We start from the raw sequence: 13620 nt of genomic DNA, 5'->3' as shown, positions 1-13620 counted from the left end.
ACCGCTGTCCGTTTCGTCTGGTCGTATGCTCGCGGGCTGTGGAACGCCCGAACTGGGCGCCGGGCGAGCTGGACCTGACCGTGCCGAGCACGGCCCGGGTCTACGACTTCTACCTCGGCGGCTCACACAACTTCGCGGTGGACCGGGCCCAGGCGCGGCAGGCGATCGAGCAGTGGCCACTGCTGCCGGCCGCACTGCGCGCGAACCGGGCCTTCCTGCGCCGCGCCGTCCGATTCTGCGTCGACCAAGGCATCCGCCAGTTCCTGGACATCGGCTCCGGCATCCCCACCGTGGGCAACGTGCACGAGATCGCCCAGGCCGCGGACCCGGAGTGCCGGATCGTCTACGTGGACGTGGACCCGATCGCGGTGGCGCACAGCAGGGCCATGCTGGCCGGCAACGAGCGCACCGCGGTGATCCAGGCCGACCTGCGCAAACCCGGGGACGTGCTGGAGAGTCCCGAGCTGACCGGCCTGCTCGACCTGAGCCAGCCGACCGCGGTGCTCTTCGTCGCGGTGCTGCACTTCGTGCCCGACGCCGACGACCCGGCCGGGCTGGTCCGCCGTTACCTGGACGCGGTGCCCCCGGGCAGCTACCTGGTGCTCTCGCACGGCAGCAGCGAGGGCGCGCCGCGGCAGGCCGCCGAGCACGAGGACCTCTACCAGCGCACCGGCACCCAGATCTGGATGCGCTCGCACGAGCGGGTGCTCACCTACTTCGGCGACTGCGAGCTGCTGCCGCCGGGCTTGGTGCAGATGACCCAGTGGCGGCCCGAGCCGGAGGACGAGTTCTTCGGCCCGCCCGAGCAGCTCAGCGGCTTCACCGGCGTCGGCTACAAGGCCTGAGCCGTGCGCCAGGAGCACGGCTGGGTGCCGCCGGAGATCGACCTCAGCAAACCGAGTGCGGCCCGGGTCTACGACTACTACCTGGGCGGCTCGCACAACTTCGCGGTGGACCGGGAGCTGGCCAGGGTGGCCATCGAGGACTGGCCGGAGCTACCGATGATCATGCAGGCGAACCGGGCGTTCCTGCGCCGCGCGGTGAAGTTCTGCGTACAAGCCGGGATACGCCAGTTCCTGGACATCGGCTCCGGAATACCGACGGTCGGCAATGTGCACGAGGTGGCCCAGGAACTGGAGCCCGAGTGCCGGGTGGTCTATGTCGATATTGACCCGGTTGCCGTAGCGCACAGCCGAATCATGCTCGCGGGTAACGATTTCTCCGAGATCGTGCAGGCCGACTTGCGGCAACCCGAACGGGTGCTGGACGCCACCGAGGTTCGCGGACTGCTGGATTTGTCCCAGCCGGTGGCGGTGCTGATGGTCGCGGTGCTGCACTTCGTGCCGGACGAGGCGGACCCGGCCGGGCTGGTCCGCCGCTACCTGGACGCGGTCGCGCCGGGCAGCTTCCTGGTCCTCTCGCACGCCTGCCTCGAGGGCGCGGGCGAGCAGGCCGAGTTCCACCAGAAGCTCTACCGGCGGGCGGGCAGCGCGCTGACCATGCGCACGGTTGAGCAGGTCGCGGGCCTGTTCGGGGACTGCGCGCTGGTGGAGCCGGGCCTGGTGCGGCTGCCACTGTGGCGGCCGGAGCCTGCCGCGCTGCCGGCGGGGGACCCGGCAGTTTTCGCCGGGTTCGCCGCGGTCGGCCAGAAGGTCTAGACCATGTGGCCAGCGCAAACGACTCAGATGGCAACCATTCCCGGTTTTTCGGTCTTTCTGCCGCCCTCGGACACCGCTACCCTTCGGGGCGGCGAACTGATACATGTCAGGGGAACTTGACCCGTTTTTTCCGGCGGCGATGGCGGAGAGTCGCCACCAGTCGCGTTATCGTAGAGTTATCACCCCATCAGCGAAGATCCCGCAGGTGACGAGTGAGAGGATCAGGACGATGTGCCGACCCGCTCCCACTTCGCTGATCTTCGCCAGTGTGCGCCACGTCATGGAATTGCCGCCCAGCTTCGGGATTGTTGATGCAGGGCTCGTCTCCGCGGCGTTGACCACGGCAAACTGGGCCCAGGAGGACAGCGGGCGACCCGGACGGTCTGGTTTGTGTGCCGCGGTCGGGCGATGGGTATGAGTGCGACGAACAGCGATTCTTTCCGCCCTGGAAGGCTGCTGGTGACCGACGGCGCCGACCGAACCCACCAGGCCTGCGCGCGATTCGCCCGCAGCTGGGTCCGAGCCATCGCCGGGACCAGCTATGTCTCTCTCGGTCTCGCCGAGACCGAACAGTTGCTGCTCGCGCACACCGAGCGCCTGGTCAAGGCGCTGTTCGCGGACCCGTTCCGGGCCACCCCGGCGAGGGAGATCGGTTTCCAGCTGGTCCAGGCGCATTTCACCGGAATCGAGACGCTGAGCCGCACGGTCGCCCTGCTGGGTGATGAGTTCCTCGCCGAGCTGCGGGTGGAGCCGGAGGAGCGGTTGCAGGCCAGGATCGCCGCGCTGCAGGGCGCGCTGGCCGCCGGGTACGCCCAGGCGCTGCGCGAACGCACCCTGGACGAGCAGGAGGCGATCCGCCAGGCGGTGCTGGACGCCAGGGACGCCGCCGAGCACGCCCGCCGGGCCAGCGAGGCCCGCTTCCGCGCGGTGTTCACCGAGGCCGCGATCGGCATCGGCATCCTGGACACCAACGGCCGGATCCTGGACGCCAACGCCTCGTTGCAGCACATGCTCGACTACAGCCTGGAAGAGCTGTGCCAGCGCAAGGGGCACGACGTGCTCTACCCGCAGGACCGGCTGGACCTGCGCGAGATGTGCGCCTCGGTGGCCTCCGGCGCTCGCGACCACGTCCGGCTGGACTCCCGGCTGACCCGCAGGGACGGCCAGGAGATCTGGACGCACATCACCGTCTCGCTGATCAGGGACGAGCAGGGCGCGCCGAGGTACGTGGTGGCGATGATCGAGGACGTCACCGACCGCCACCTCTTGCAGACCCGCCTGCGCCACCAGGCCCTGCACGATCCGCTGACCGGCCTGTCCAACCGCGCGCTGTTCCTGGACGAGCTGGCCACCGCCTTCGCCCGCAAGGAGCCGCAGGCCAGGGTCGGGCTGTGCTACCTGGACCTGGACGGGTTCAAGGTGATCAACGACAGCCTCGGCCACGACATCGGCGACCAGCTGCTGGTCGCGGTGGCCAGGCGGCTGGACGACTGCGTGTCCGGGCCGGGCAGGCTGGTGGCTCGGATGGGCGGGGACGAGTTCGTCATCCTGCTGGACGGCACCGCGGGCACCGACGAGGTCATCGCGGTCGCCGAGCAGGTGCTGGACGCGCTGGTCGAGCCGATCAAGGTGGCCGGGCACGAGCTGTCCATCTCGGCCAGCATCGGCATCGTGGAGCGCCCGACCAGCACCGCCTGCCCCGCCGACCTGATGCGGGACGCCGACATCACGCTGTACTGGGCCAAGGCCGACGGCAAGAGCCGCTGGGCGCTCTTCGACGAGGAGCGCAACGCCCGCGAGGTGGCCCGCTTCACCCTGTCCGCGACCATGCCCGCGGCGCTGGAGCGCGGCGAGTTCTACGTGGACTACCAGCCGCTGGTCCGGCTCACCGACACCGCCGTGGTCGGGGTGGAGGCGCTGGTCCGCTGGCAGCACCCGGAGTTCGGCAGGCTCGGCCCCGACCGGTTCATCGAGCTGGCCGAGGAGACCGGCCTGATCGTCTCGCTGGGCCGCTGGGTGCTGGAACAGGCCTGCCGCCAGGCCCGCAGCTGGATCGACGAGTTCGGCGCGGCCGCCCCGTTCGTCAGCGTGAACCTGGCCGTCCGCCAGCTCCGCGACGCCGGCCTGGTCGGCGACGTGGCCCGCATCCTGGCCGAGACCGGCCTGCCGGCCGGAAAGCTCCAGCTGGAGCTCACCGAAAGCGCGATCATGGGCAACGCGGCCGAACCGCTGGACGCCCTGTGCGCCCTGTCCGACATGGGCGTCCGCATCGCCATCGACGACTTCGGCACCGGCTACTCCAACCTGGCCTACCTCCGCCACCTGCCCGTGCACGAGCTCAAGATCGCGGGCTCCTTCGTCGAGGGCCTGCGCGCCGCCGCCGCGGGCGACGAAGTCGACCAGCAGATCGTGGCCACCCTGGTCTCCCTGGCCCACGCCCTCGGCCTCACCGTCACCGCCGAAGGCGTCGAAACCACCACCCAGGCCGAACGCCTGCGCGCCATCGGCTGCGACTCCGGCCAGGGCTGGCTCTTCGCCAAGCCCGGCCCACCGGCCAGCATCGACGGCCTGCTCTAGACACTCCCCGCCCGCGCGGAACCACCCGTGCGTGCCGTGCGTCGTTGGTACGGTGACCGTGGACGCGCACTGCGTGACGGAGGGGGAACACAGTGACCGACCCGAAGAGCGCCGCCCCAGGGCCCGCAATGGCGATGTCCGCCCTGACCAGCCTGAACAAGTCAGTCGAGGGCATGAACCAGCTCCGCGAGGACGTCCGCGCGGGCAAGGTGAAACTGGACCCGGCAGCAGGCGAGCAACTCAAGAAGGTGCTCACCGAGCAGGAGGCGCGGGCCATCGATTGGCAAGTCCGGGCGGCTCGGCTCGAGCAGGCGTTGCCGCTGGGAAACCACTGGGTGGGGCAGCAGATGGCGGAGAAGATGAGCAAGCGGGCCAATGGTGCCCCGGGCTCGTTCGGCGAACAGATCGGCCTGTACATCCAGGAGCTGCAGAAGGCGCAGGTCGTCCTCGACGAGGCCATCAAGGCCACCAAGGGCGCGGACTCCGGCAGTGCCTCCAACCTCAGGAATCAGAAGTGACTCAGAGCAAGATTGCTGTTGGTGGCGCAGTGCTGGCCGCCCTCGTTCTCGGCGGCTGTTCCGGCGGCTCGGTGGCGGGCACACCAACCCAGGCCACCAGCGCTGCGGCCACTTCGAGCACTGCGGCCAGCGATGGCCCCGGCGCCTCCCTGGCACAGGTGGACACCTGCACCTTGATGACGAACGCCGAGGCCGCCACGCTCGGCCTGCCTGCCGGGCGGCCGGACAGTCTGGGCAAGCAGCGAGAATGCAAGTACAGCGTGGAGGACACGCCGACTCCGGTGAGTGGCGCGGTCACGATCGACCCGATCAGCGGCATCGATCAGCTGAAGACCCCGCCGGGCACCGACGAGGCTGGGATCCGCAAGGTCGTCGTGGATGGCAGGCGAGTCAACTACTACCCGATGAAGAGCGGCACGCTCTGCACGGTGAACATCGAGGTCAACAAGCGCGAGACGGTGTACGTGCAGGTGAGCCTGCGTTTCGCGGGTACGGAGCAGCCGCCGTGCGCGCTCGCGGAGAAGGCGGTCGGTTTTGTGCTGCCGAGAATGCCGAAGAAGTAGCAGGGGGACGCCATGACCCAGCCGCCGAACGGCGATTATCGCCAGACCCGGTCGCAGACCAACCCGGATGAGCAGGGCACCCTCGGCCGGATGGTCATCGGGACGGAGGCCGACCGGGAAGCTGTCGCCGAGCAGGAGCGCCAACTGCGCGAGGGCCTGAAGATGGGTGAGGACCGGGCACTCACTCAGTGCGGCAACTGGGCCGCGGTTGAGCACCAGGCGCTCTACGACCAGATCACCAACAACAACGAGCCTGGTCAGGTCTACGAGGTCGCCCTGGCGTGGACCGAGCTCGGCAACGAGATGGCCAAGTCTTCCGAGGAAATGGACCGGAAGATCAAGGAGACCCAGCACGGGTGGAGCGGGCTCGGTGGGGACGCCGCTCGGGAGGCCACGCTCAAGCTGGCCAAGTGGGGTGGCGATGCGGCCCAGACGAGCCAGTACATGGGGAACCGGACCAACGATCTCGGGTTGATCGCTGAGGACAGCAAGAACCGGATGCCGGAGCCGGTGAAGTTCGACGAGAACCAGATGATGCGGGACGCGTTCAAGTCCGGTGGGCTGGTCGGGCTGGTCAAATCCGCTGTGCAGGACATTCCGGCCAAGCGTCAGGAAGCGGACAACGCGCATCAGAACGCGATCCGGGTGATGCAGAACAACGAGGCGAGTGCCCGGCACGTGGACGCGACCACGCCGGTGTTCTCGCCGCCGCCGCCGATCGGTGGGCTGCCCGGGGAGCCCTGGCCGCCGAAGCCGACGCCGCCGCCGTACCCGCCGCCCTATCCTCCGCCTTACCCGCCGGATCCGCCTCGGGTGATCCAGCCGCCGGTGCCGCCGCCGGTTCAGCCGCCGAAGCCGCCGGTGGTCACGCCGATCCCGGTGCCGGTGCGGCCGTTGCCGCCGCCGGTGCCGCCGCCGAAGGCCAAGCCGCCGGTGCCGCCCAAGCCGCCGTTGCCTCCGCTGCCGCCGCCGGTGCCGCCGCCGGACAAGGACAAGCTGCCGCCCCGGAAGTTGCCGGAGCGGTTGCCGCCGCAGCCGCCGAAGCCGGGGGATCCGACCAAGATCGCGAGCCGGACGCCGGTGCCGCCGCCGCCGAACCTGCCCACCGGGGGCGCGACCGGTGGGAAGCCGCCGGGTGGGATCGCGCCGGGGGGCATTCTTGGTGCGCTGACCGGGAGCTCCGGGGGCACGCCTGGTTCCGGGACGGGTGCTGGGCGGGGCAGTGTCGCCGCTGGTGGCATGGCCGGTGCGCAGGGACCCGCGGCCGCGGGGGCCGGGTCGGCCGTCGCGGGGGCCGCTGGTGGTCGGGGTGGGCCGGCTGGCGCTGCTGGTGGGCCGATGGGGGCCGGGGCCGGTGGGCGCAAGGAAGAGGACAAGGAGCACAAGCGGGCCGACTACCTGCAGGAGACCGAGGACGTGTGGGGTGACGGGGAGCGAGTGGCGCCACCGGTGATCGGCGAATGACCGGCGTGCTCACCACGCTCACCCCGGTCGAGCTGGACTTCGCCTGGCAGGAGCTGGGGCTGGAGAAGATGCCCTACCCGCTCCGGCTGCGCAGCCACGGCGTGACCATGGAGGAGCGCGGCATGCTCCGGCACCAGGTGCTGGAGGGGCTGCGGCAGCGGCGGCTGGCCAGGGAGCGCGGGCCGCGCTGGGAGCTGGATCCGTTGCTGGAGGACCAGCTCGGACTGCTGGCGCGGCACACCGTGGCGGTGGAGCTGATCCAGTACACCGAGGAGCCGCTGCACGCGGTGGCGGTGGCGCGCGGGGAGAGCGCGGCGCTGGCCGCGCAGACCGAGGACGGGTGCCTGCACCTGCGGGAGGTGCGGGACACCGGGCTGGCCGAGGCGATCGTCAGCGTGCTGCCGCCGGGGCAGGCCGGGCGGCAGGCTCCGGTGTCCGCGCCGCTGGCCGGGTTGCAGCGGGCCACCGGGCCGGAGAAGCTGGACCCGTTCGGGGACAGCGTGGACCAGCTGGTCGCCGCGGGCATGAACCGCAACGAGGCCTACACGCTGGACTACCTGAGCAGGCACCGGCACCAGGGCGGGCAGTTCTCGGTCAGCGTGGCCGAGCGCTACACCACGCACATGGAGCGGGACCCCTCGGTGATCTCCTGGTTCGACAGCGAGGACGGGCGGTACCTGCTGGTCAGCGAGCGGGGCAGGCTGTCCATCAGCGCGGCGGACAACCTGCGGATCGCGCACCGGGTGCAGGAGCTGATCTCGGCGGTCCGCACCGGGTAACTATTCAGTGGCCTCGCGGCAGGCGCGGACGAAGGCGTTCACCGCGCCGCGCTGCTCGCCCAGCCGCCACAGCGCGGCCAGCCTGCCCGGCCGGATGCCGGGCACCGGGCGGAACACCACGTCCGCCCTGGTGTTGGACTCGCTGGTGCTGCTGGCCACCAGGGCCACGCCGTGCCCGGCGGCGACTGCGGCGAAGACCTCCTCCAGGTTGTTCGCCACGCCGGCCACCGCGGCCGGGCGGTCCCGGCGGGCGTCGCTGGCCAGCCAGAAGTCCCGCTGCGGTCCGGCCGACTCGGGCAGGGCCAGGAACGGTTCGGTGAGCAGGTCGGTGAAGGCCACCTCGGCCTCGGCGGCCAGTGGGTGGTCGGCGGGCAGGGCCACCCAGCGCGGTTCGGCCAGCAGCACCCGGTAGGCGTAGCGGTCCTGGTCGGCCACGGGCAACCAGACCAGCGCCAGGTCCACCTGGCCCTCGCGCAGTCCGGCCGAGGAGTCGTCCCAGTCGCTGCGGTGCACGCCGATCCGCCAGCCGGGCAGCAGGTCGGCGAAGCGCGCGGAGATCCGCTCGAACAGGCCGGGCGCCAGGTTGCTGTGCACGCCGACCTGCAACACCATCCGCTCACCCGCGGCGGCGCGGCCGACCTCGCCGAGCGCGGCGCCCCAGTCGGTGAGTAGTCGCTGCGCCCTGGGCAGCAGGGCGGCCCCGGCCGCGGTGAGCGCCACGGTCCGCCGGTCCCTGCGCAGCAAGGCCGACCGCAGACTGCGTTCCAGCAGCCGGATCTGCTTGCTCAGCGCGGGCTGGGACACGTGCAGCCGTTCGGCGGCGGCACTGAAGCTCAGTTCCTCGGCCACCGCGACGAAGTATCGAAGGTCCCGCATATGCACGTCCATAACTCCGCGCCATTAGAGCGGCTTCGATCGGTTGTGACTAGCCCGTTCGGCGATCGTTACCAGGTTCTTCCCTCACTTGGTGGAGTCGCGAATACCCAATGGACGCAACGATTCTTGCGTGGACAACCCGTCCGGTCGATCGCTCGATCGGCCAGCGACCGTCCATTGTGGACCGATGTGTGCCGAAGGAGCTGGTCGTGCCGGGGAGAGCGGAGATCCTGCACCGGGCGGTGGCCGCGCTGGCCGCCGGGCCGGTGCTGTTGCACGGCCCCTCGGGCTTTGGCCGGACCACCGTGCTGGCCGAGCTGGCCACCCGAATGGCCCAGTCCGGCCGGATCCTGCGCGCCGCGCCCGGCCCGGCCGACGCCGCGGTGCCGTTCACCACCCTGGCCGACCTGCTCGACGAGCTGCCGCCGCAGCCGTGGCGGCTGCTGGCCGAACCGCAGCGGGCCGCGCTGCGCCAGGCGGTGCGCCGGGACCACCCCGGCCATCCGGACCGGCTCGCGCTGCGGCTGGGATTCCTGGCCCTGCTGCGGGTTCTGGCCGCGGACGGCTCGGTGCTGCTGCTGTTCGACGACGTGCAGTGGGTCGATCCGGACAGCGTCGACCTGCTCGCCTTCGCCGCCCGCAGGGCCGGGCAGGCGGCCCGCTTCGCCGCGGCCGAGCTGGTCGAGCCCGGTGCGGCGCCGGCGGCCACCTGGCTCAACCCGGCCGAGGTGCTGGCGCTGCCGCCGCTGACCGAGGCGGAGACCGCGGATCTGTTGCGGGGACGGGGAGATCCGGCCGAACTGTGCCGGGTCACCGGTGGGCACCCCCGGCTGCTGGCCGAGTTGGACCGCTCCGGCGGCGAGCCGACCGAGGTGGCGAAAACCCTGCTGCGCCAACGGATCGAGCGTCTGGACCGGACGGTGCTGGTGCGCATCGCGCTGGCCGGGCGGGCCACCACGAGCCTGCTGCACGCCTGCGGGCCACCCGAGCCGGAGTCGACAGTGGACCGCGCGCTGCGCGCCGGGGTGCTGGCCGAGGGCGAGGACGGGGTGCTCGCCTTCCGGCTGCCGCTGCTGGCCGATCTCGTTGTGGCGGAAGCGGATCCGGCGCTGCGGCGGCAGGCGCACGAGCAGCTCGCCGCGGTCAGCGCCGACCCGGTCGAGCAGGCCAGGCACCTCGCGGCCGCCCGGCCCGCGCCGGATGAGGACCTGGCCCGCACGCTGGCCGCGGCCGCCAACTCGGCCCGGCAGCGCGGACTGCCCACGGCCGCGGCCGAGCTGGGCGCGCTGGCCGCGGACCGCACCCCGGTCAAGCACCCGAAGGCCGCGGTGGCCCGCAGGCTGACCGCGGCCACCGACGCGGTGACCGCGGGTGCGCACGAACTGGCCCGCGCGCTGGCCACCGCGGTGCTGACCTGCCCGCACAGCAGCCGGAAACAGCGGGTCACCGCCTGCCTGGCGCTGGTGGACGCGGCCAGGCACACCCGCCCGGTCACCGAGCGGATCTTCCGCCGCGCGCTGGCCGAGTCCAGGGGCGAGCCCGCGCTGGAGGCCCCGGTGCGGCTGCGGCACGCGGTGCACGCGGCCATCGGCGGTGACTTCACCGCGGCCGTCGCCGGACTGGACCGGGCGGTGCGCCTGGCCATCGCGGCCGGGGACGCGCACACCGAGGTCTACGCGCGCTGCTCGCTGGCGCTCTGCCAGGTGGCGCTTGGTGATCCGGCCGCTGAGGACACCCTCGCCGCGGCGGCGGGTCCGGTGGCCGAACCGGTCGCGCTGCACGGCGGGGTGGGCTGGACCGCGGCCCGGCTGCTGCTCTTCGCCGACCGGCTCACCGAGGCCGAGGCCGAGCTGCGGCACCTGTTCGAGCAGGCCGAGGAACGCGGCGAGCACGGCGAGCTGGTCGCGATGACCTGGAGCGCCACCGAGGTGCTGCTGGCCGCCGGGCACTGCGCGCCGGCCCGGCAGCGGGCCGCGGAAGCCCTGCGCCAGGCCGAGATCACCGGCACCGACCTCGGCCCGGCCCGTTACGCCGCCGCGCTGGCCGAGGCGGTCGGTGGCGATCCGGCGCGGGCGGTGGAGCTGGCCGTGGCCGGGCTGGGCACCGCGGAAGCCGACGGGGACAAGGCGTTCGCGCTGCGCAACCTGCACGCGCACGGGCTGGCCCTGCTGGCCGCCGGTGACCCGGCCGCGGCGCTGGACCCGTTGCGGCGGGCGGCTTTGCTGGAAACCGAGATGGCGGTGGCCGACCCCGCGGTGTTCGGGCTGCGCGCGGACCTGGCCGAGGCGCTGGCGGTGACCGGCGCGCAGGCCGAGGCCACCGAGGTGCTCGCGGCCGCGGCCGAGGCGGCGCAGCGGCTGGGCCGCCGGGGGGTGCTGGCCACGCTGGCGCGGGCCGACGGCATCCGGCTGCTGCTGGCCCAGCAGACCGAGCAGGCGGTGCGCGCGCTGGAGTCGGCGTGTGCGGAACAGGCCGAGCTGGGCCAGCCGGTGCAGCAGGGCCGCAGCCTGCTGTGGCTGGGCATCGCGGCCCGCCGCCGCCGTCGCCGGGCGGCCGCGCGGGAGACGCTGCGGCTGGCGCACCGCACCTTCCTGGCCGCGGCCGCGCACCCGTGGGCGGCCAGGGCGGTGGCGGTGCTGGGCGAGGACAGCGAGCAGGATGCCTGCGGCGCGCTGACCGGACTGGAGCACCGGATCGCCCGCCTGGTCGCCGGTGGCGCCACCAACCGGGAGGTCGCGGCCCGGCTCAACGTCAGCGGCAAGACCGTGGAGGGCGCGCTGACCAGGATCTACCGCAAGCTGGACGTCCGCTCCCGGACCGAGTTGGCGCTCCGCCTTCCGGACCCCGCAGCCGAGCGGGGGCGGTGACCGGGATTTCCCCGTTTCGTGCCTGGGCAACACCTTCCTAGCGTCAGGGTTCCCTGCAACGCCAAGGAGTGCCCATGCGCCTGCTCCGCCTGCTCCCGATCACCCTCGCCCTGGCCGCCGCCGTGGTCACCGCCCCGACGGCCGCCGCCGCCCCGGCCGGCGTGGACCCGTTCATCATCGGCGGGAAGTTCGTCACCTCGGCGCCGTGGGCGGCCGCGGTGTACCGCAACGGCTCCTTCACCTGCTCCGGCACCATCATCGCGCCGACCTGGGTGCTCACCGCGAAGCACTGCGTGGGCAGCGGCCTCACCGTCCGCGTCGGCAACGTGCACCGCGCCCAGGGCACGCTGGCCACGGTGGCCAGCTACACCTCGCACACCCGCGCCGACCAGTCCCTGCTGCGGCTGGCCAGTCCGGTGCAGACCAGTGAGTACAGCAAGCTGGCCGACGCCAACCCGGCCACCGGCAGCACCAACCAGATCTACGGCTGGGGCATGACCAGCCAGAGCGCGCCGCCGGCCACCCAGCTCAAGGTCGCCGACGTCCGCCAGACCTCGGTCTGCCGCGACTACTACGGCGGCCAGGCCCTGTGCACCACCAGGATCACCGGCAACGCCTGGTCCGGCGACTCCGGCGGCCCGCAGATGTTCAACGGCCTCCAGGTCGGCGTGGCCTCCACCGCGGACGGCCGCAGCACCCAGCAGTACAGCAGCGTGCCCGCGGTCCGGGACTGGATCCGCCAGGTCTCCGGGGTGTGAGGTGGTGCTGACCCAGCTGCTCAGCGCCGCCCTGCTGACCCCGCTGCTGGTCGGTGGCGTCCCGGCGGACCAGGACTACCCGTTCATGGCCTCGCTGCAGACCAGCTACGGCGCGCACTTCTGCGGCGCCTCGCTGGTCGAACCGGACTGGCTGGTCACCGCGGCGCACTGCGTCAAGGACGAGCAGCCCAGCCAGGTCAAGGTGCGGATCGGCAGCCGGGACGCGGGCAGCGGCGGCACCCTCACCGGGGTGCGCAAGATCGTCGCGCACCCGAGGTGGGGCCCCACCGCGTACTACGACATCGCGGTGGTGCAGCTCGACCGGCCGGTCAGCCAGCGGCCGATCGGCATCGCGGCGGCGCCGGTGGGCAGCGCCACCCGGCTGCTCGGCTGGGGCCAGACCTGCGCCAGGCCCGGCTGCGGTGGCACGCCGAAGGTGTTGCAGCAGCTGGACACCAGCGTGGTCGAGGCAAGGCGCTGTCTCGGCATCGACGGTTCGGAGTTGTGCACTGGCAACCCGAACGGCAACTCCGGCGCCTGCTACGGCGACTCCGGCGGCCCACAACTGCGCTCGATCGGCGGAGCCTGGCAGCTCGTCGGCGCGGCGAGCCGGGCGGGCAGCACGAGCACCACCTGTGCCACCGCGCCCTCGGTGTACACCGCGGTGACCGCCTATCGGGACTGGATCGCCCAGCAGACCGGAGGCTGAAGGAGCCGGGTGGCGCCGGGACCAGGCACCCGGCGTCACCCGGATCCGGTAAAATCGGACATATGCGCGCGTCAAGGCTTGCGGTCGGCTTGGCCCTGCTGGTGCTCACCACCTCGACCGGAACCGCCGACGCGCGGCCCGCGCTGCCCGAGCTGACCGCGGACGTCTCCACCCAGACCGCCACCGCGGTCTTCCGCGGCACCGCCAGGCTGACCAGGGCTGATCTGCGCAACGGCAAGGCGCACGTGCAGGGCGAGCTGCACGCCAACTGCGATCCGGCCGACCCGGTGGTCACCAAGGTCCGCTTCTCCTCGGCGGATGCGGACACCTGGTCCAGCACGGACTACCTGGCCTGCGGTGCGGCGAGCCCGGTCGACGAGACGGTGACCTGGGTGGCGGACGCGCCGCTGCGGGTCAGCTTCTGCGTCAAGGACAACGCGGCGGCCGGCACCGAGCACTGCGCCACCACCCAGGTGTTCATCGCGGACCACTTCTGGCTCACCGAGCAGGTCCCGGTGACCGTGGACCACGCCGACTCCAAGCAGCAGCCGAAGACCAGGGTCTACGGCCGGGTCAACGTGGCCATCTCCTACGCCTCCGGGACGCCGGAGCTGTTCGCGCACGGCTCGTTCTGGGGGCTGGCCTGCACGGTTCCCGGCCAGCTGTGGATCCAGTTCGGCTCGGCCGCCCAGGGCCGGGTGAAGTCCCCGGAGGCAGGCTGCGCGGCCGGGGTGACCAGGTTCGTCCAGCGTGCCCCGTGGCGGCCGGGCGAGCCGGTGGAGGTGCAGGGCTGCCTCCGGGTGACGGCCGAGAACTGCGGCGAGCCGAGGCGGCTGTCCCTCCAGTAGCGA

Annotated in this window: 12 protein-coding genes; 11 read left to right on the top strand and 1 reads right to left on the bottom strand. The window is 72.3% G+C overall.

The features are described from left to right. Window positions 1–38 precede the first annotated feature (38 nt). From N8J89_RS40350 to N8J89_RS40320, 7 genes are all read left to right on the top strand, one after another. On the top strand, window positions 39–845 hold the full coding sequence (locus tag N8J89_RS40350) for an SAM-dependent methyltransferase (RefSeq protein WP_283662113.1): 807 nt from the start codon (window positions 39–41) through the stop codon (window positions 843–845). 3 nt (window positions 846–848) lie between these two features. Then, a complete protein-coding gene (locus tag N8J89_RS40345) occupies window positions 849–1658 on the top strand; it encodes an SAM-dependent methyltransferase (RefSeq protein WP_252483797.1) in 810 nt (269 codons plus the stop codon). Between the two features lie 459 nt (window positions 1659–2117). Then, on the top strand, window positions 2118–4235 hold the full coding sequence (locus N8J89_RS40340) for a putative bifunctional diguanylate cyclase/phosphodiesterase (protein ID WP_283662112.1): 2118 nt from the start codon (window positions 2118–2120) through the stop codon (window positions 4233–4235). Between the two features lie 92 nt (window positions 4236–4327). Beyond that, window positions 4328–4753: a hypothetical protein gene (locus tag N8J89_RS40335; protein WP_283662111.1), complete on the top strand. Its 426-nt coding sequence runs from the start codon at window positions 4328–4330 to the stop codon at window positions 4751–4753. After that, window positions 4750–5316, top strand: a complete 567-nt coding sequence (locus N8J89_RS40330) for a DUF3558 family protein (RefSeq protein ID WP_283662110.1) — start codon at window positions 4750–4752, stop codon at window positions 5314–5316. Before N8J89_RS40335 ends, N8J89_RS40330 begins: the two co-directional genes overlap by 4 nt. Window positions 5317–5328: 12 nt before the next feature. Next, window positions 5329–6780: a PPE domain-containing protein gene (locus N8J89_RS40325; protein ID WP_283662109.1), complete on the top strand. Its 1452-nt coding sequence runs from the start codon at window positions 5329–5331 to the stop codon at window positions 6778–6780. Then, complete coding sequence (locus N8J89_RS40320) at window positions 6777–7559, top strand: ESX secretion-associated protein EspG (RefSeq protein ID WP_283662108.1); 783 nt, start codon at window positions 6777–6779, stop codon at window positions 7557–7559. Before N8J89_RS40325 ends, N8J89_RS40320 begins: the two co-directional genes overlap by 4 nt. Here N8J89_RS40320 and N8J89_RS40315 read toward each other — a convergent pair whose 3' ends face one another. Continuing rightward, entirely contained in the window at window positions 7560–8435 is an 876-nt protein-coding gene (locus tag N8J89_RS40315) for a LysR family transcriptional regulator (RefSeq protein ID WP_283662107.1), read from the bottom strand. Between the two features lie 209 nt (window positions 8436–8644). Between N8J89_RS40315 and N8J89_RS40310 the strand changes: the two genes are divergently transcribed. From N8J89_RS40310 to N8J89_RS40295, 4 genes are all read left to right on the top strand, one after another. Continuing rightward, window positions 8645–11302 (top strand): helix-turn-helix transcriptional regulator, encoded by a 2658-nt coding sequence (locus tag N8J89_RS40310; RefSeq protein ID WP_283662106.1) that lies wholly within the window; start codon window positions 8645–8647, stop codon window positions 11300–11302. A 74-nt stretch (window positions 11303–11376) separates the two neighbouring features. Next, window positions 11377–12060 carry a S1 family peptidase gene (locus N8J89_RS40305; protein ID WP_283662105.1) on the top strand — a complete coding sequence of 228 codons (684 nt, stop codon included), beginning with the start codon at window positions 11377–11379 and terminating at the stop codon, window positions 12058–12060. Between the two features lies 1 nt (window position 12061). After that, window positions 12062–12769, top strand: coding sequence for a S1 family peptidase (locus N8J89_RS40300; protein ID WP_283662104.1), 708 nt, complete (start codon window positions 12062–12064; stop codon window positions 12767–12769). A gap of 62 nt (window positions 12770–12831) precedes the next feature. Beyond that, window positions 12832–13617: a hypothetical protein gene (locus N8J89_RS40295; RefSeq protein ID WP_283662103.1), complete on the top strand. Its 786-nt coding sequence runs from the start codon at window positions 12832–12834 to the stop codon at window positions 13615–13617. The last annotated feature ends 3 nt before the right edge of the window (window positions 13618–13620 follow it).

Origin of the sequence: Crossiella sp. CA-258035, from assembly GCF_030064675.1 — a bacterium.
GTDB lineage: Bacteria > Actinomycetota > Actinomycetes > Mycobacteriales > Pseudonocardiaceae > Crossiella.
This window is presented reverse-complemented; position numbering and strand designations above follow the sequence as displayed.